The organism is Thermoleptolyngbya oregonensis NK1-22 (assembly GCF_032705245.1).
GTDB lineage: Bacteria > Cyanobacteriota > Cyanobacteriia > Elainellales > Elainellaceae > Thermoleptolyngbya > Thermoleptolyngbya sichuanensis.
Map to the genome: position 1 here is coordinate 2,579,290 of NZ_CP053540.1, position 18,525 is coordinate 2,597,814.

At 54.3% G+C, this 18,525-nt stretch carries 11 protein-coding genes; 4 read left to right on the forward strand and 7 right to left on the reverse strand.

What is annotated here, in order from left to right; all coding sequences use genetic code 11:
* Positions 1–34: 34 nt before the first annotated feature.
* Both rfbF and HNI00_RS11150 read right to left on the reverse strand, forming a co-directional pair.
* On the reverse strand, positions 35–808 hold the full coding sequence (gene rfbF, locus HNI00_RS11145) for a glucose-1-phosphate cytidylyltransferase (protein ID WP_316793306.1): 774 nt from the start codon (positions 806–808) through the stop codon (positions 35–37).
* Positions 809–1,219: 411 nt separating this feature from the next.
* Positions 1,220–3,175: a S9 family peptidase gene (locus HNI00_RS11150; RefSeq protein ID WP_316793308.1), complete on the reverse strand. Its 1,956-nt coding sequence runs from the start codon at positions 3,173–3,175 to the stop codon at positions 1,220–1,222.
* 452 nt (positions 3,176–3,627) lie between these two features.
* On the opposite strand from HNI00_RS11150, the gene HNI00_RS11155 reads away from it, so the two are divergent.
* Positions 3,628–4,653, forward strand: a complete 1,026-nt coding sequence (locus tag HNI00_RS11155; protein ID WP_316793310.1) for a 2-hydroxyacid dehydrogenase — start codon at positions 3,628–3,630, stop codon at positions 4,651–4,653.
* 599 nt (positions 4,654–5,252) lie between these two features.
* Here HNI00_RS11155 and ftsH2 read toward each other — a convergent pair.
* Positions 5,253–7,139 (reverse strand): ATP-dependent zinc metalloprotease FtsH2, encoded by a 1,887-nt coding sequence (gene ftsH2, locus HNI00_RS11160; RefSeq protein ID WP_316793312.1) that lies wholly within the window; start codon positions 7,137–7,139, stop codon positions 5,253–5,255.
* Between the two features lie 491 nt (positions 7,140–7,630).
* A complete protein-coding gene (locus HNI00_RS11165) occupies positions 7,631–8,524 on the reverse strand; it encodes a hypothetical protein (RefSeq protein ID WP_316793314.1) in 894 nt (297 codons plus the stop codon).
* A gap of 320 nt (positions 8,525–8,844) precedes the next feature.
* Here HNI00_RS11165 and HNI00_RS11170 point away from each other — a divergent pair, with 320 nt between their 5' ends.
* Positions 8,845–9,615 carry a PspA/IM30 family protein gene (locus tag HNI00_RS11170; protein ID WP_068516133.1) on the forward strand — a complete coding sequence of 257 codons (771 nt, stop codon included), beginning with the start codon at positions 8,845–8,847 and terminating at the stop codon, positions 9,613–9,615.
* 253 nt (positions 9,616–9,868) lie between these two features.
* Positions 9,869–10,207 (forward strand): thioredoxin, encoded by a 339-nt coding sequence (trxA, locus tag HNI00_RS11175; protein ID WP_172356161.1) that lies wholly within the window; start codon positions 9,869–9,871, stop codon positions 10,205–10,207.
* A 42-nt stretch (positions 10,208–10,249) separates the two neighbouring features.
* Here trxA and HNI00_RS11180 read toward each other — a convergent pair whose 3' ends face one another.
* Complete coding sequence (locus HNI00_RS11180) at positions 10,250–10,873, reverse strand: flavin prenyltransferase UbiX (protein ID WP_172356159.1); 624 nt, start codon at positions 10,871–10,873, stop codon at positions 10,250–10,252.
* A gap of 322 nt (positions 10,874–11,195) precedes the next feature.
* Between HNI00_RS11180 and recJ the strand changes: the two genes are divergently transcribed.
* The gene (gene recJ, locus HNI00_RS11185) at positions 11,196–14,327 is read left to right on the forward strand and encodes a single-stranded-DNA-specific exonuclease RecJ (protein WP_316793316.1); all 3,132 of its coding nucleotides are present in this window, start codon (positions 11,196–11,198) and stop codon (positions 14,325–14,327) included.
* A 104-nt stretch (positions 14,328–14,431) separates the two neighbouring features.
* On the opposite strand, the gene HNI00_RS11190 is transcribed toward recJ, so the two are convergent.
* Together HNI00_RS11190 and HNI00_RS11195 are read right to left on the reverse strand one after the other, a co-directional pair.
* The gene (locus tag HNI00_RS11190; RefSeq protein ID WP_316793318.1) at positions 14,432–16,678 is read right to left on the reverse strand and encodes a sensor histidine kinase; all 2,247 of its coding nucleotides are present in this window, start codon (positions 16,676–16,678) and stop codon (positions 14,432–14,434) included.
* Positions 16,675–17,820 (reverse strand): putative bifunctional diguanylate cyclase/phosphodiesterase, encoded by a 1,146-nt coding sequence (locus tag HNI00_RS11195; RefSeq protein WP_316793319.1) that lies wholly within the window; start codon positions 17,818–17,820, stop codon positions 16,675–16,677. Before HNI00_RS11195 ends, HNI00_RS11190 begins: the two co-directional genes overlap by 4 nt.
* Positions 17,821–18,525 lie beyond the last annotated feature (705 nt).

The window sequence follows — 18,525 nt, forward strand, 5'->3', positions numbered from 1 at the left end:
CAGTGTTGGTTTAGAAACCCAACCCAAAGCACCCCTACCAGGTCTTCCAAGGGGCTTTCCCTTTTTTCCAGAGTTCGTCCAGGTAGTTCTTATCCTTGAGGGTGTCCATGGGCTGCCAGAAGCCTGCGTGCTTGTAGGCAGAGAGTTGACCCATGTGCGCCAGCTTTTGCAGCGGCTCCTGTTCCCACACAGTCAAGTCGTCCTCAACGTAGTCGATGACCTCTGGCTCCAGCACGAAATAGCCGCCGTTGATCCAGGCTCCGTCGCCCACAGGCTTTTCGTGAAACTGGGTGATTTTGGTCTGCTCTTCGCCGAGGGCGATCGCCCCAAAACGACCCTGGGGCTGCACGGCTGTCAGCGTTGCCAGCGTCGATTGCTGCTTGTGAAACTCCACTAATTCAGTGATGTTGACATCACTCACGCCGTCGCCGTAGGTGAAGCAGAAGGTTTCATTCCCGATATGCTCTCGAACGCGACGTAGACGGCCCCCGGTCATCGAGTTTTCGCCCGTATCTACCAGCGTGACGCGCCAGGGTTCGGCATAGCCGGAGTGAATGTTCATCTGGTTAAATCGCATGTCAAAGGTGACATCCGACATCCGCAGAAAATAATTTGCAAAGTACTCTTTGATGACGTAACCCTTATAACCGCAACAAATAATGAAGTCGTTGATGCCGTGGGCAGAGTAGATCTTCATGATGTGCCAGAGAATTGGCTGTCCGCCTATTTCCACCATCGGCTTTGGCTTGATAGATGTCTCCTCGCTCAAGCGAGTCCCCAATCCTCCAGCTAAGATGACTGCCTTCATAGGGTTACCCTGTGTAAACTCTCTAAGCCTATTCTTAAGCAGACTCCCAGGAATGCTCGTAAAATTTCGAGGATCTGAAGTGAAGATCAAGTAAAGTAGCAGGCTAGCAGGATATTTACAGAGAATTTCATGTGAGATTTTTGACGAATTTACAGAGACAGGTTCATGATTTCCTTATTTTTTTGAGCAGATAACTCGTGGAATTACATAGGTTTTGAAGGCAAGCTGTACAGTCACCCGATCGGAAACCTGTCTTGAACGTCTGGGCTACGTGAATTCACGCGAAGTCATTTGAAATTAGAGCCAATCTGTAGAACCAGTCTATAGAGCTAATCTATGAAGCCAATCGAGCTTAACGGATCTTGCGAACTTGCTCCTTGCGTAGGCCTGCGGACTTAGAGGCTTAGAGGCTTAGAGGTTGGCGATCGCCACTGCTTCCATCGGCTCTGCCAGCGGAAAACCAAACACTCGCGCATAGAAATAGAGTTCACCATCGAGCGCCCGTTTAATGTTCTCTGCTTTGCGGAAGCCGTGTTGTTCGCCCTGAAACAGCACGTAGGCAACGGGCAGTCCCTTTTCTTGCAGCGCGTTGACCATCATCTCCGCCTGATTGGGCGGCACGATTTTGTCTTCATCGCCCTGGAAAAAGATGAGGGGGCAGTTGAGCCGATCGATGGCATAAATGGGCGATCGCTCGATATACAAATCTCGGCGGGCGGGGTAGGGGCCAATCAGCCCGTCCAGATAGCGCGATTCAAACTTGTGGGTGTCCTTTGCCAGCGCCTCTAGATCGCTTACGCCGTAGTAGCTGGCCCCAGCTTTGAACACATCGCGAAACGCCAGCGCCGCCAGCGTGGTATAGCCGCCCGCGCTGCCGCCGTCGATGCAGAGGCGATCGCCATCCACCCAGCCCTGGTCTGCCAGATACTTCGCGCCATTCACGCAGTCGTCTACGTCCACAATCCCCCAGTTGCCCTTCAGCCGTTCGCGATACTCGCGCCCGTAGCCCGTGCTGCCGCCATAGTTCACGTCCAATATGGCAATGCCCCGGCTTGTCCAGTATTGGATGCTGGGGCTGAAGGTGGCGCTGGTGGCAGCGGTGGGCCCGCCGTGAATTTTCACCAAAAGCGGCGGTTTTTCCCCGGCGGGTGCAATGAAATCCTGATTTTGGGGCGGATAGAAAAAGCCGTAGGCAGTGAGGCCATTTGTTGTGGGAAACTCGATTGCCTGCGGTACAGAAATATAGCCAGGATCAATTTCCAGGGTGCTGGAGCGGCGCAGTTCCGTGATTTGACCCGTAGACAGATCGAGATGGGCGATCGCCCCCGGTTTGGTCGGCGAACCCGCGCCAAACACCACCGAGGAACCCGCCACCTGAAGGCCGCCAATGCTGGTGTAGGGGGTGGGAATCTCAGTGAGTTCCAGCGTGCGCGTGTGCAGCCGCGCCAGTTTAGAAACGCCGTCTTCGCTGTAGGTGCAAATCAGCGACTCTGCCGACTCAAAGCCGTAGGTAGACATGCCAAACACCCACAGCGGCAGCCCAAACTCGGCAGACTTGGGACAGAGCGGCTCTGGCGTGGCAGTGGCAACGTTCCAGCGGTAGAGGTTCCACCAGTTCGTGCGATCGCTCACAAAGTACAATTCCCCATCCGGCGACCAAGCGGGCTGAAAAATCGACTCCGCCTCGCCGCCGACAATCTTCTGCAGTTCTCCCAAACGACCGTCTGCCTTGACCTCCGCAACCCACAGCGTCGTGCCGTCCCACGGCATATTCGGATGGTTCCACTCGATCCAGCACAGCCGCGAGCCGTCAGGACTCAGCCGGGGAAAGGCGTAGAAGTCGCTGCCCGACACCAGCACCGTTCCTGCATCCAGCCCTCCATCTGCGGATGAGAGGCTGATAGACACGATCGTATTCACGGGTTCGTGATCATTTTGGGAATGATCTTCGCGCACACAGATGAGGCAATTTCGCACGCGATCGTACACCGCATCGGCATAGCGAAATGCACCTTCGGGCGTAATCGGCTGCGGCGCTTCACCCGGACTTATTTGATACAAGCGCTGATCCGCAAAGTTCGAGAAATATACAATGCCATCCCGCACGATGTACGCGCCGCCGCCATACTCATGCACGCGAGTCCGAACGTTAAACGGTAGAGGAGTGAGATCCTGTGTGGAAGCATCTGGAGCATTGGAGGGCGATCGCCGCACCACCACGTTCCGCCCGCCCTCCGTCGGTCGCCCCTCACTCCAGTACACATCGCCGCCATCCAGCCGCACCTCCCCCAGGCGCAAGCTTCCCGCCACAATCAGGTCTGAGGTGATGGGCGATTTCCAGGAGCCAAAGGGGGCAATCTGCGGCATGGTCACGGGTTTCCTGCTAACGTGTGCGGATCAAAGGGAGTTCTCACATTCGATGTCTGGTACAGGATGCCTTGCACAGGATGCCTTGCACAGGATGTCTGGTGCAGGATGTCTGGCACAGGATGTCTGGCACAGGGCTTGATGGCAGTTGCATAAGGGCTGATGGCATCCTGACATCGAGCCTACATTCAGGAAAAGCCTGGGTTCAAACCCCTAGCTTCACAAGCCCATCTAGCTGCCAATGTATCGCAGAATAGCCCGGAGTTTGCGGGTTTGCCGATATCATAGGCTTCAAAATTTGAGAAACTGACCGTGCCTGCACATAACTAGGACTTACGCAGTTGAACAATTTCTCGCGAGCGCAGCCCGCGAGAAATTGTCCAAAATCCAGAAAGCCTATCGCAAGTGCGTAAGTCCTGATCACATAAACTTCAGCTTTTTGGAGAAACTGCATGAAGGTTGCTGTTTTTAGTACCGAACCTTACGATCGCAAGTTTTTGGACGCTGCCAATGCCGCCGCTGGATCGCCCCACGAACTCGTTTATTTTGATGTCCGGCTGGAACCCAAAACGGCGCTTCTTGCGGCTGGGTTCCCCGCAGTCTGCGTGTTTGTGAACGATGATGTCAGTGCTGACACACTCCGCGCCTTGGCAAACGGAGGAACCCGCCTCGTCGCTCTGCGCTGTACAGGATATAACAACGTCGATTTGGAAGTGGCCGCCGAGTTGGACATGAAAGTCGTGCGGGTTGTTGCCTACTCCCCCTACTCCGTTGCGGAACATGCGGCCGGGCTAATTCAAATGCTCAATCGCAAGCTATACCGAGCCTATAGCCGTGTCCGAGACGACAATTTTTCGCTTAACGGACTACTGGGCTTCGATCTACACGGCAAAACAGTTGGCGTAGTGGGTACGGGCAAAATCGGCGTAATCTTTGCCCAAATTATGCACGGCTTCGGCTGCCACCTGCTAGGTTACGACCCTTACCCCAGTCCCAAGTTTGAGGCGCTAGAAGATGCCCGCTATGTGGATCTGCCAGATCTGCTGGCTCAGTCGGACATTATCTCGCTGCACTGCCCGCTGACCCCTGAAAATCATCACCTGATTAATGCCAGCACGATCGCCCAAATGAAAGATGGTGTCATGCTAATCAACACCAGCCGGGGCAAGCTGATTGACACCAAAGCGGCGATCGCAGGCATTAAATCAGGCAAAATCGGCTACCTGGGCATCGATGTCTACGAAGAAGAGGAGGAGCTATTTTTCCGCGACCTCTCCGACACCGTGATTCAAGACGACACGTTCCAGCTTTTGCAGTCCTTCCCAAACGTCGTCGTTACGGCACACCAGGCCTTCTTTACCCGCGAAGCCTTGAACGACATCACCACCACCACCATCACTAGCATCAGCGACTTTGAGCAGGGCAACCCGCTCAAGGACGAGGTGAAGCTGCCCCAGAAGGTCGCCACGCCCGCCTGATCCCCTGAATAGCTCCCCTGAATAAAATAATTTGTGGAATTGGCATAAGACTTACGCAGATGGACGGTCAACTGGGGGGCATCCCAGTTCTGCAAATTCGCCCTCATCCCCCAGCCCCTTCTCCCAAAACGGGAAAAGGGGGGCTGGATTCAAAGTCGCTCTCCCGCTCTGGGAGAGCGATTTAGGGTGAGGGTTACAAAAGTGGGATGCACTCATCAACTGAAGCCTTTGGTCAGGCTTTGGGCTGTTTCGTAGACCACGGTTCCCCAAAGGCCGTATAAGGAGTTCGGGTTACCTAAGAGGATGTTTGAAAAGGTATCGCCTGTAATGTTAAGCACTCAGAGATCCCCCCTAGCCCCCCTTAAAAAGGGGGGAAACCGCCTTAAATTCCCCCTTTTTAAGGGGGATTTAGGGAGATCTTGCACGCTTTGCTACAAACAGTAGGACTTTTCAAACATCCTCTAAGCGATTCGGAGGCAATCACTGCAAAAATCACTGCAAAAATCACTAAAAAAAGCTGCTGTGGTTTCACAGCAGCCTTTTTATTAAGAACTGAAGCAGAGCTATCTAAACACGCCAAACACGTTTCACAGACTGCCCTATAGCTGAGGCACGTAGGACTCCTTCTCCGGCACGTCTACATACTCAGCCACGATGCGGCGGAACTCGTCTCCGTCAATCGTTTCCTTTTCAATCAGCAGATCGACCAAGCGATCAATCACCACGCGATTGTCTCGAATGATACGGCAAGTTTCCTCGTAGCAATGTTCCACGATAGAGCGAACCTGGGCATCAATCCGAGCCGCGATCTCTTCGGAATATTCTGAGCGGGTCATCCAGTCGCGCCCCAGGAAGACCTCACCCTGCTGGCTTTCCAGCGACACCGGGCCCAGATCCGACATACCAAAGCGCGTCACCATTTGCCGCGCCATGCCGGTCACCTGTTGCAGGTCATTGCCTGCGCCTGTAGTGACTTCGGCATCGCCAAAAATGACCTGTTCCGCAGCGCGTCCGCCTAGGGCACCCATGATGCGGGCCAGGATTTGCGAACGAGAGATAAGCGCCTGGTCTTCGCTGGGCGTGAACCAAGTCAAGCCCTGAGCCTGTCCGCGAGGGATCAGCGTCACTTTCTGCACCGGGTCGTGATCCTTGACCAGCGTGCCAACGATGGCATGGCCAATTTCGTGGTAGGCAATCAGGCGCTTGCTCTTGCTATCGACTAAGGGGGTTCCCTCCATGCCAGCCACCACGCGATCGACGGCATCGTCGATTTCCAGCATGGTGATTTCGTCCTTACGGCGGCGGGCGGTGAGGATGGCGGCTTCGTTCAGCAGGTTTGCCAGGTCGGCCCCAGAGAACCCAGGCGTGCGGCGGGCGATCGCCTCCAGAGACACTTCCTTCGCCAGCTTCTTGTTGCGGGCGTGGACTTGCAGCACCTCTAGGCGACCTTTGATATCCGGCGGCGACACCTCCACCTGTCGGTCAAACCGGCCCGGTCGCAGTAGCGCAGAATCCAGCACGTCGGGACGGTTTGTGGCGGCGATGATGATGATGCCCGTGTTGCCCTCAAAGCCGTCCATCTCAGTGAGCAACTGGTTCAGGGTTTGCTCCCGCTCGTCGTTGCCGCCGCCGATGCCCGCGCCGCGCTGACGACCCACTGCATCGATCTCGTCGATAAAGATGATGCAGGGTGCGTTTTCCTTGGCTTTTTTGAACAGGTCACGGACGCGGGATGCACCCACCCCGACAAACATTTCCACAAATTCTGAGCCAGAAATGCTGAAGAAGGGAACGCCTGCTTCTCCGGCGATCGCCTTGGCCAGCAAAGTCTTCCCAGTTCCCGGCGGCCCCACCAGCAGCACGCCCTTAGGAATCTTTGCCCCCACAGCGGTAAAGCGTTCTGGCTTCTTCAGGAAGGTCACCACTTCTTGCAGTTCTTCCTTGGCCTCTTCGATGCCCGCTACGTCGTCGAACATCACGCCCGTTTTGGCTTCCATCATGAAGCGGGCGCGAGACTTGCCGAAGTTCATCGCCTGCCCCGGCCCACCGGGCACGTTGCTAGAGCGACGGAACAGCAGGAACAGCCCACCAATCAGCAGAATGGGGAACAGCAAATTGCCGAGCAGTCCCCAGATCGCCGCATCGTTGCGGGGCGGATGCACATCGAAACTGATGTGGTCAGTTCTCAATCTAGAGACCAACTCTGGCGCATTTCCTGGCAGATCAACCCGCAGTCGCTGAATCCGATTATCCAACTCCGGATCAATGGCTTCCACAATAGCCGTACGACCGCCCTCATACAAATCCACGCTGGTCACACGGCCCGCATCCAGGTATTCCAGAAAACGGCCGTAGGTCATGCGGGTGCTGGCGGTGTTTCGCCCCATGTCCATCGGGGAGGTGGTAAATGCACCCTGCCAAAAGAAGAAGCCGACCACCAGGGCTGGCAATGTCCAAAGGAGGATGACTCTCCAGGAAAGTTTCATAACGCCAGGTGCCTCTAAAAACTGCAACTAAAGACTTGGACTAAAGGCTCGGACTTAAAGACTCAAGAGCTTAAGACTCGAAGCTGCGGAGACTCGAAGACTCAGAGAAGGACTGACAGCGTTGAACGACCGGGCAGAGAATGCGCCTGCGTCAGACAATTTTACGTTAAACCAATTCACCCAGCCAATGCTTATAGCTAGAGCTTATAGGAATAAGTCAACATTATCAGAGTCAACCCCCGTCAACACTATCAGGAAAGTAGGGTTCACCCAATGCAAGCGTCCAGTAGGTCTAGACGGAGAAGACAACCAGAGTGCTTCAGGGAACTTCTATTTCTGAGAACGAATCTTAACTAAATTTAACTTAATTTCTGAAGTTCGGACAACTTAATAGTTGCAGTGCTAGTTGCACGGCTAGCTACAGGGCTAGCTACAGGGCCCTCGCCCTGTCGGGTTGCGTGTGGTTGCTGAGGTCGGGGTTTCACCCTGGGCTAGCTCGACGGTCGTAGGTGCCGCCAGTGAAAAATTGCGCCGAGCAAAGCGGCTAAGCCCATCAGCACGCCGGGTTCAGGGGTGGATTGGGGCGATCGCCCGTGTAGCACAAAATTGAGGTCGGGCGAGGAATCGTCCCAGCGATGGTTCACTGCCTTGAACGTCGTGAGGTTGGTGGCGGGGTTGTAGGAAAAATTATCCAGGATGGTATAACCAGGCCCTATGCCCCGAAACTCTAGCTGGCCGGGGTTGCTGCCCTGGGTTGACCAGTTGCCTGGAAGGGCGATCGCCAGTTCATAGTCCGGCGGAATCAGCCCCGTATTGGAGCCGCCGCCCAGAAACTCCAAATCCCACGCCTCCCCATCGAAGGATCGCACCAGCCAGCTTTCGTTAAAGTTTCCCCCTGGCGCGGTGGCAACGGGCGTGTCGTAGCGGATTTCAAACCCGCCCGGGCCGCCGTTCGACACGATGAAATGGGTAAACACATTGCCGCTCTGAGTGACGCTGGCGATGCTATTGCTGCCAGACGGCAAGCCGACGAAATTTTGGACGCTGGTTTTTAGCTGGGTGTCGAGCGTAATCAGTTCGCCCCGCTCGGCATCGGTGGTGTAGGTAATGCGATAGGACGCAAGCGCATCGGCAAAGTCGGGCTGGCTAAAGCTGAGGTCGTAGGCAGACTGGCGCGAGTTGAAGCTGAAGGATGTGGCGGGTGACACACCCGCGCCAAGGACAAGGGCGATCGCCCCCACAGAACCCAGCAGCACCCCTAGCACGCCAGATCGAAGGGCAGGGTTTGGAAGCGCAGATAGAAGGTTATCCGAAGCTTGGGGCGATCGCTCGTCACGCCTGAAAGACTCTGGATCGGCAGCATCTACAGCGTAAATTCTATACATAGGGGTTACGGGAGGTTATGGGAGGTTATGGAAAATTTTGTGGAGAAGTTCAACGACGCGATTCTGAAAAGGGCAAAGCAAAACCGCCCGGTTCAGACCTTGTAGCGAAATGAACGGACTTGAATCAGTAGATGCCCAGACCCTATAACCACGCTAATATCCCGATATTGCACTAAATCTTTTGACCCAAAGACTCAAGAAAACCAAATTTAAGCATTTCTTATACCCGCTGATTTCCCCCAAGCGAGTTTTTACCCTGTCATCTGCGCTGGAGTAATGCCTAAAATAAGGTGGAACTGCCGCAAAGGGAAAAGATTCTCATGGGACTGTTTGATCGTGTAAGCCGGGTGGTGCGGGCCAACCTCAACGCCGCCGTTAGCTCTGCCGAAGACCCCGAAAAGATTCTGGATCAGGCGCTGATCGACATGCAGGAAGACCTGATCCAAATGCGTCAGGCGGTGGCTAGCGCGATCGCCAGCCAAAAGCGGATGCAGCAGCAGTATAACCAGGCGCAGACTGAAGCCAACAACTGGCAGCAGCGGGCCCAATTGGCCCTGCAAAAGGGCGACGAAAGCCTCGCCCGCGAAGCACTAAACCGCAAGAAAGTGCAGCTCGACACTTCTGCTGCGCTGAAGACCCAGCTTGACCAGCAGAGCGCTACAGTGGACACCCTCAAGCGCAACCTGATTGCCCTAGAAGGCAAGATTGCCGAAGCCAAAACCAAGAAAGACATGCTCAAGGCCCGCGCCAGCGCCGCCAAGGCCAACGAGCAACTGCAAAACACCGTCGGCAAGTTGGGCACCAGCACGGCAATGGGCGCATTTGAGCGCATGGAAGAGAAAGTGCTGCAAATGGAAGCCCGCTCTCAGGCTGCGGCCGAGCTAGCAGGAACCGACCTGGAAATGCAATTTGCCCAGCTAGAGTCGAGTACAGATGTGGATGCTGAACTAGAAGCCATGAAGGCACAACTAATCGGCGGCGCGTCGCCCGCTCAGAGCCAACTGCCTGCCTCTGCCCCCAGCACCACCACGACCGATGCTTCGGTAGATGCCGAGCTAGAGCAACTGAAAACCCAGCTCGACCAGCTTTAACCGACTGGGTTCAGCGCTTTTGATCAGCGCTTTCGATCAGTGCTTTTAATTAAAAGTAGGCAAACTTCAAAGCGAGATGATGCAGGAGGATTCTTCGGGCGCATCTCGCTTTTTAGCAGCAACTTCGGCTGGGTTTTGCGAGTTTTGTGAGTTTCGCGATGCTGCCAAGGTTCTCCCCGGCGTGTGGCACGATGGATAGGTGCCCTTTGTGCGGCATCAACCCAAGCACTTTAGCAAGCTGATTAAACGTTTTATGAGTAGCAGCGTGGTGGTCATTTCTGACTCCGAGTTTGAAACGACCGTTCTGCAAACCGACCAGCCCGTGCTGGTGTATTTTTGGGCCCCGTGGTGTGGGCCGTGTCGCCTGATGTCGCCGATGATGGAGTCTGTTGCCAGTCAGTATGGCGATCGCCTCAAAATTGTCAAAATGGAAGTCGATGCCAATCCCGAAGCAGTCGCCCGCTACAAGGTAGAAGGCGTGCCTGCCCTGATTCTGTTCCGAGAAGGACAGCCCGTGGAGGCGATCGAGGGTGTGGTCAACAAGCAGCGGATTGAGGGCTTTTTGGACGCGCACCTGCCCCAGCCTGCATAGCGCTAAAGCCTACGGGGTTCTAAAGCAGCCAATCCCGCTCTGCTAATGTCCCTCCCAGCGCTTGAGCGGCACACAGTCGATATCGAACTGATCCAGCGCTCGCGCTACGACAAAATCCACCAGATCTTCCACCGTCTGCGGGTGGTGATACCAGGCCGGAATCGCTGGCACAATCCGCGCTCCGGCTTCGGCCAGCGTCGTCAAATTCCGCAAATGAATCAGGCTAAAGGGCGTTTCGCGGGGTACGATCACCAGCTTGCGCCCTTCTTTTAGCTGCACGTCTGCGGCCCGCTCCAGCAGGTCAGAGCTGAGGCCCGCCGCCAGTTTGCCCACGGTACTCATGCTGCACGGCATCACCAGCATCCCCGCCGTGCGAAAGGAGCCGCTGGCAATATTGGCCCCCACATCGCCCCAGGGATGACAGCGCAATTTTCCCCCCTGTGCCACGCCCGCCTGCTGCCGCCAAAACTCCTCCTGCTGGGCAGGCTCCGCAGGCATCCGAATGCCCAGTTCTGCCTGCCACACCATGTAGGTCGATTTGGACGCGACCAGTTCGACGGCATAATCCGCCCGCAGCAAAAACTTGAGCGATCGCACGGCATAGATCAGCCCGGACGCGCCCGTAACACCGAGGATAAGGGGGAGGGAAGGAGTTTGAGACTGCAAGAGACTGGGGGAGAGGGGAGGAAAAACAGGTCATATCAACCATTCTTTTCCTATTATCACCCCTGGGCTTTAGGACGCAGAAAGATGCGATCGCCCCCGCACGCCCCCTCCGCGCCCCCTCCGCGCCCCCTCCGCGCCCCAGTCAGCCTCTCAGCATCAAAAATCAGTCCATTTCAAGGCGCAGAGTTGTACCCTTGGGAAAAGACAAGGATCATAGAGAGCGATTGCCCCCCGGAATTCCCCCTCCCCTCTTCGTTCTTCCCTCTTCGTTCTTCCCTCTTCGTTCTTCCCTCTTCGTTCTTCCCCCTTCCCTCTTCCCACCGTGTCCTCCCCCTCCCCACCTCGTCCCCGCTCTCGCCGCATTCCCAGCCAGCGCTGGCAAATTGCGGATGCCGATCCGGAGCGGGCGGCGCGGCTGGCAGCAGCGGCCGATATCAGCCCTGTGCTGGGGCAGGTCTTGCTGAATCGAGATATCAACACGCCCGACCAGGCGCGAGTATTTCTCAATCCTGAGTTGATGCAGCTAGCCTCCCCGATGGATGAGTTTCCTGACCTGGCAGAGGCGGTGAGCATTTTGCAAACGGCGATCGCCCGACAGCAGCGAATCGCCATCTGTGGCGACTACGATGCCGACGGCATGACCAGCACGGCGCTGTTGCTGCGGGCGCTGCGATCGCTCGGTGGGCGCGTCCAGTCAGAAATTCCCAGCCGCATGAAAGAGGGCTACGGCATCAACCACCGCATCGTGGAAGACTTTCACGCCCAGGGCGTGCGGGTGATCTTGACCGTAGACAACGGCATCGCGGCGGCGGGGCCCATCGGCTTTGCCCGCGATCTGGGAATGCACGTCATCGTCACCGACCACCACGATATTCCGCCCGAACTGCCCCCCGCCCACGCCATCCTAAATCCCAAATTAATTGCCGAAAGCTCGCCCTATCGAGGGCTGGCGGGCGTGGGCGTAGCCTACATTCTGGCCATCTCGCTGGCGCAAGCACTGGGGCAAACCCAGGATCTCACCGGGCCGCTGCTAGAGCTATTCACCCTGGGCACGATCGCCGATCTGGCTCCCCTGACGGGGGTAAATCGGCGCTGGCTGCAACGGGGACTGCGGCGGCTGCCCAAGTCGAAACTGGCGGGCGTACAGGCTTTGATCCAGGTGGCGGGCGTGAATCCAGAGCAGGACGCGCTGAAGCCGGAAGCCATTGGGTTTCGTCTGGGGCCGCGGATCAACGCCGTGGGGCGCATTGCCGACCCAAATATAGTGATTGACCTGCTAACGACGGACGATCCGGACGTGGCGCTAGAGCGGGCAATGCAGTGCGAAGAAGTAAACCAACTGCGGCAGCGGTTGTGCGAACTGATCGAACAGGAGGCGATCGCCCTTGCCGAGGCCCACGCGCCAAATCTGCAAAACGACCGCGTGCTGCTGCTGGTGAAGGACGGCTGGCATCACGGGGTGATTGGCATCGTCGCATCGCGGCTGGTGGAGCGCTACGGCGTGCCCGTGTTCATCGGCACTTATGAAGAAGGCGACCCAACGCGGATTCGCGGCTCGGCCCGGGGCATTCCCGAATTTAACGTGTTCGACGCGCTGCAATGCTGCGCCGATATCCTCGACAAGTTTGGCGGACACCGAGCGGCGGGCGGCTTTTCCCTGGCCACAGAGAACCTGGAGGAAATGCGATCGCGCCTGCGAATCTTCGCCAACATGCACCTGCAACCCCAGCACCTGCGCCCGCTGATCGAAGTCGATGCCCAGGCCAACCTGCGCGACCTCACCCTCGACCTGTATCAGCAGATCGACCAACTCCACCCCTGCGGCATTGGCAACCCCGACCCGGTGTTTTGGACTCCCAACGTCCGTATCGTGGAACAGCAGGTGATTGGCAAAGACCGCTCTCATCTGCGGGTCGTCGTGGCTCAGGACGAAGAAGAGTCTGGCATGAAGGCGATCGCCTGGCGCTGGGGTGAATATTGCCCCCTGCCCAGCCCCATCGACATCGCCTATCGCCTCCGCCTCAACGAGTGGAACGGTCAGATGAACGTGGAACTCGAACTCATCGGCATCCGCCTCCCCGGTGGTGTTCCTATCCCCGATCTGCCCGACCCCCCGCCCGACCCGCCCGAACCCGCCAGCGATTCATCTCCCCAAAGCTCCCCCTCCCCCGTTTCCCTGCCCGGACTCCCCTTCCCCTTCAACAACCGCACCTATACCTGCCACATCACCACCGTCGAGGGTCAGCGCGAACTGCACATCTACAACCCCGACGGGCAGCTTTTGGCCACTCGCCCCAGAGAAACCTGGGGATTTTTGGGCAAGAGCCGTGCCGAGGCTCAACCTGTGGATGTCTCCCAGCCGCACTATTTCAACCTGATTCGCGCCGCCCTCAACGCGCTGGAAATCGCGGAAAAGACCGATCTGCTTAAAAAAAAAGATCGACTCCTAGCTGAAAAAGACCAGCACATCCACGCGCTCACCCAGCAGCTTGCCCATTTGCAGCAGCAGCTAGACCGTCTCTCTGCCCAACAGCCGCAGACTCCGCGCTCCCAGACCGAGGCCGAACCGGATCGCGCTGAAAATCAACCGCGCCGACCAGCCACCATCCCGCAACCGCAAGCCCAAATCGACACCATGCAGGATGCTGTCTCGGCGGAATTTGCGTTGGAATCTGCCTTACCGAATCAGCAGGCGGGTTCTGCAAGCCCAACGCCCAGCGCCCCAGCCTTTCCGAAACCTGCTTTCCCCAAACCTGCATTTCCCAAAAACATAAAAGCGCACCTTGGCAAGAAAGTCTGGTGTTGCCTCAATGCCCAAAGCCAGCAGGACTTACAAACGGCTCAACGGCTGATGGGCGAGTCTGGGGGAGAAACGGACGCTGCCGCAGTGGGTTATGCCGATGCTGCTGCTACCGATGCTGCTGCTGCTGATTATGCAGCCGTTGGGCGATCGCTCTGTGCAGTCGTGCTGCGGGAAGTCGTCGAGCCGTTTATCACGGCGCTGGGTGAATACTGGCTAGAGCAGACAGGCGACACGCAGCTTGGCGACCTTTCGCTCGATCCAGAGGAGTTCAAAACGCCCAACGCCCTACATATTTTGGCGATGCTCCTTGCGCCCACTTGGCAAGCCATTCGAGAATCCGCGCTGAAGATGCCGCTGGAACCCGCCGCTGCGGATCTCTACGTCTCAGCAGGCAACCCCGACGACGAAGCCGCAGCGGATGCCCGCTATCAGGTTACGGAGTTTCTGCAAACCTGGGAGCATCCAGTGGCAGCTTGGATGCAGCGTGACTCTGCTGCTGCTGCGAGTCTGCTAGCGCAGGTGGGGCAATTGAGTTTGGGGGCATTTGAGAAGGGGCGATCGCTCTATCCCTGGCAGTTGAACAGATTGCAGCAAAAGATTTTGGGAAAGTCGGCTAAATCGGGGCTATTGCAATCGATCTATGGCGGCTAATAGCAAGGCGATTAGGCAGATGCGGGTTTGGTAGGTATGCAATCACAAATTCCACCCTTGGTTCTTTCCTTGGTTCTTTCCCAGGGCAAAGCAATAGGCTGCCCTTAAACCGTTACAGTTGGGCCAAAGTTCAACCAGTCCATTGGAAACTCGACGATAAATTCAACCTGATTGTTAGCGCTCTCGGCTCGAATAATTCCTCCAAGCCGCTCTACAAGCTTTTTTGCTAAAGCCAATCCTAGCCCAGTGCCTCCATGTCTCCAGGGGTCAAGGCTGGGCACACGATAGAACTTATCAAAGATGCGCTCTAGCTCGCTTTCAGGAATCTCGATGCCCGTGTTAGTAACCACCAATTTTAAGTAGCCCGCTTCTGCCCAGGCTGAAAGTGTAATGATCCCTTCAGCAGGGGTATATTTGCAGGCATTGTGAAGCAGTTCACTCAGAATTCGGGATAGATAAGCAAGATCTGTTGTGAATGCAGGTAAGGCTTCAGAAATAGCTAGTTGAAGAAGCTGCTGCTGGCTACGGGCTTGCAGTTCAAACGGCTCTGCAAGATGGGGTAACCACTCACGCAGATCAATCGTCGTCAGCGCGAGCGGCTCCACATCTGCATCGATACGAGCCAAATCCAGGAGATCGTTGATTAAATTAATTTCTCGCTGAGATTCATTTTGAAGAATTTGGAAATAGCGGCTCACTGGGCTAGAAGGCGTATCAATAAGATTGAGCGGTCTGAGCTGAATCTCAAGCATTTGAATCGCTAGCTTAATGCTAGACATGGGCGTTCTCAACTCGTGAGAGACAGTACTCAAGAAATCATCTTTTAAGCGGTTCAGGCGCTCTAACTCTATAACTTGCTGTTGAGCAGTTTGATACAGGCGGGCCTGTCGAACGGCGATCGCGCACTGATTGGCAACCTGTTGTGCGACTCGCAATTCCAGTTCGTTAAAGTCCTGCTGTTTGGGTTTGAATAACCACAGGCTTCCCAATACGCCCTCATCATCCATCAGCGGACAAGTCATCGCCGAAAACTCAGCCTGCCCAATGCGAAACAAGTCACCATTGGTAAAACAAAACTGACTGGTTATTCCCTGAAGAATCTGCTCATGAATATCACGAGCGGGAGGTTCCGAAATCGAAAAATTATGCCCTAGACAGCTTGGCAACTGGGTCGTATACTCACTGCGAATAGTACACGCAGTTCGGTCAGCGTTGTAGATTCTAACATCGCAACATTCAACCTCCAGCCCTAGCGCCAGTTCCTCAACGGCCGTTTGCAGGATTTGTCCCTCGTCCAGGCTATCTCGAACCTTATCTGTAATGCGCTTCAAAAGCGACTCAAATTCGAGCGCTCGTCGCAACTCATTGGTTTGGTTCTCAACCTGCTGCTCCAGATTTGAATTCAGCAATTGAATTTGCTGGTGAAGCTGGGCTTGTTGAATTGCGATATTGAGCGGAATGAGTAACTGCCGCAACAAATCAACTTCCCAAGATTCCCAATGGCGTGATCCTGAACAATGGTGGGCAATTAATAATCCCCACAAAGACTCTCCGTATAAAACTGGTAAAGCCAGATTTGCCCGCACCTGAAGACTGGTTAGCAGGTCTCGATGACAGGGCTGAATATTCGCAGTATACACATCCGCGATCGCGCTAACTCGTCCTTGTTGATAAGGTTCCTGCCAGAGAGACTCAAAGCAGGGATCATGGATGGTTTGCCCTAGAATAGAAAAGCTTGCAGCGCTGACAGACTCGGCAATAATATTACCATTCCAATCCGGAGTAAACTGATAAACCACAACCCGATCAGTCCGGAGAAATCGACGGACTTCTTCTACAGTTGTGTTCAAAATCTCGTATAAATCGAGGGATTGGCGGATGTGTTGGGTAATGCGTCCCAGAAGCTGTTCTCGCTCAGCTTGCTGACGCATCATTTCTTCAATTCGTAAGCGCTCCAGAATCTCTCGCTCTAGCTCCTGATTAGCCATCTCTAGCTGTGCAGGGCTAGGAATTTCTAAGGCCTGAGGAACAAGGGGCACGAGCCGGATTGCAGTAAACACAGAGATCCCTGAGGTGAGAGCTTTAATAATACCTGAAAGCCAATAAGTTGGATGCCAAAGCGTCCATACTTCCATCACATGAGTAGTCCCGCAAGCAACAATAAAAGCGCTAAACAGAAGAAAGACCCAAGGATAGGGGAGGTCTCGTCGTCGATAGACAAAATAAATGAGAATACAAGCAATAGAGTAGTAGGCGATCGCAATTAGGGAATCCGAAATAAGGTGTAATCCAATGAGTTCCGGCTTCCAGAGATAGCAGTGCCCATGCGGAATAAATGGACTATCAATCAACAGGGATCTGAACATCTTGACAGTGTGATTTCTCGATCAAGTGAGGTTGAGATTAATGCACTTGCTGCTTCACCATCTACGGGCCTAGAGAAGAAGTATCCCTGCATTTTTCTGTAACCCATTGCCTTTAAAAATTCGACCTCCTCGATCGTCTCGACTCCCTCTGCGATCGCATCCAGCCCCAGCTTTGATGCCAAAAACAAAATTGCTTTGCTGATATGCCACTGTTTGCCTGCTACGAAGCATCGGTCAAGCTTTAAAGCATCGACTGGCAAATTTTGCAAACGCCCCAATGAAGAATAACCTGTTCCAAAATCATCGACATACAACTGCACGCCAAGCGACTTGAGCTTAGACAGGGTGGCGATCGCTATGTCATAGTTTTGAATTAGAGAAGTTTCTGTAATCTCTAACTTCAAGCTTCCAGGCGCAATTTTAGTATCTCGAAGAATTTCTTGAACAGCTTCAATAAAGCTTGGCTGTAGGAGTTGAATTGCAGAGAGATTAACGCTCATAAATAGCGGCAGTGCCGAAGGAAGCTGTTGCTGCCATTGGCCAAGCTGATGGCAAGACTGCTCAAGGCTCCATAGCCCCAGTTGGTGAATCAAGCCTACTTTTTCGGCGAGTGGAATAAACACAGATGGAGGAATCCAGCCTTTCTGTGGATGCAGCCATCGAGTTAGTGCCTCAAATCCAATAATTCGATCCGACTCTACACAGAAGATCGGCTGATAAAACGTCTGAAATTCCTGACGATCGATTGCCAAATAAAGGTCATTTTCTAAATGAAAATACCTCATTTCCAGATCCGACAGTAGCGTAACCGGAGAGACGTTTTCATGCTCAATTATTTTTGCCAGTCGCTCTAGCCGATTAGCGCTAACAATTGCCAGACTCAGAAAAGATTCACATTCTGCTGATAAAGTCCCAAAGTGCCCGCTATGCAGCAGGCGTAAGACACCCAGAATTGCAGTCAGCGGCGTTCGCAGCTCATGGCTGATAAATGTAGTGAAACTCTCAGGTTCCGAAGAGAGAGTGAAGATATCCAAATCATCGGGAAACTGCTGCTCAAGATCCTGCCCTTCAAATGCTCGATGTTCCAATGCGTAGGAAGCCGGAACACTGTCATTTAAGTAGCCCATAGCAGACACCCTAACAAACGTTTTACTGGATCTAGTGTGAATCTAGTGTGACCTTCCGATTTCAGCGACCTGCATCCGAAACTCAAACTCTCTCACTTAATCATCTAATCATCTGACAAGTAAGGCCGCACTCAAAAGACCAACCAGTTCGGGCGATCGCAGCTTAAGCCACACCGAATAGCGGCTTTTTGAGGCTGTAATGCACACGGACTCTCCTGCCTCAATCTGCTCCTGAGCATCTGAATAAGCCTTCAAACGTTCTTCAGCAGGATAAGACTTGAGTAGCGTATATAGCTCACCACCAATTCGCATTCCCTGAAGAACACCTTGATCCCAATACTTAAATAGATGGACTAGCCCCTCATCTATAACGGATGGAAACAGCATTCTTTCCTCTTCTGAGACGATCCGTATTGTGATCAAGACTGGATGAAAAGTGAAACTACCCGTAAACAGTGCGAGACTGAGTTACCTATACTCAAAAAAAACGGCTTTGATGAATGGATGCATTCACTGCAATTCATAGTAGATACAAAATGTGACATTCGCGTGACATCTCAAAAAATCCACGAATTCTGCATGAATTCTGCACGAGTTCTATGTAATTCATAGGTAATCCATAGGTAATCCATCTATATCTTTTTGCCCTAGAAATACCATGTCACGGGATTGTCACAATCGTTTTTTACACTTGAAGCTATAAGT

Coding starts and splice junctions, on each gene's coding strand:
- rfbF (WP_316793306.1), bottom strand. CDS start 808: ATGAAGGCAGTCATCTTAGCTGGAGGATTGGGGACTCGCTTGAGCGAG.
- HNI00_RS11150 (WP_316793308.1), bottom strand. CDS start 3,175: ATGCCGCAGATTGCCCCCTTTGGCTCCTGGAAATCGCCCATCACCTCA.
- HNI00_RS11155 (WP_316793310.1), top strand. CDS start 3,628: ATGAAGGTTGCTGTTTTTAGTACCGAACCTTACGATCGCAAGTTTTTG.
- ftsH2 (WP_316793312.1), bottom strand. CDS start 7,139: ATGAAACTTTCCTGGAGAGTCATCCTCCTTTGGACATTGCCAGCCCTG.
- HNI00_RS11165 (WP_316793314.1), bottom strand. CDS start 8,524: ATGTATAGAATTTACGCTGTAGATGCTGCCGATCCAGAGTCTTTCAGG.
- HNI00_RS11170 (WP_068516133.1), top strand. CDS start 8,845: ATGGGACTGTTTGATCGTGTAAGCCGGGTGGTGCGGGCCAACCTCAAC.
- trxA (WP_172356161.1), top strand. CDS start 9,869: ATGAGTAGCAGCGTGGTGGTCATTTCTGACTCCGAGTTTGAAACGACC.
- HNI00_RS11195 (WP_316793319.1), bottom strand. CDS start 17,820: ATGGGCTACTTAAATGACAGTGTTCCGGCTTCCTACGCATTGGAACAT.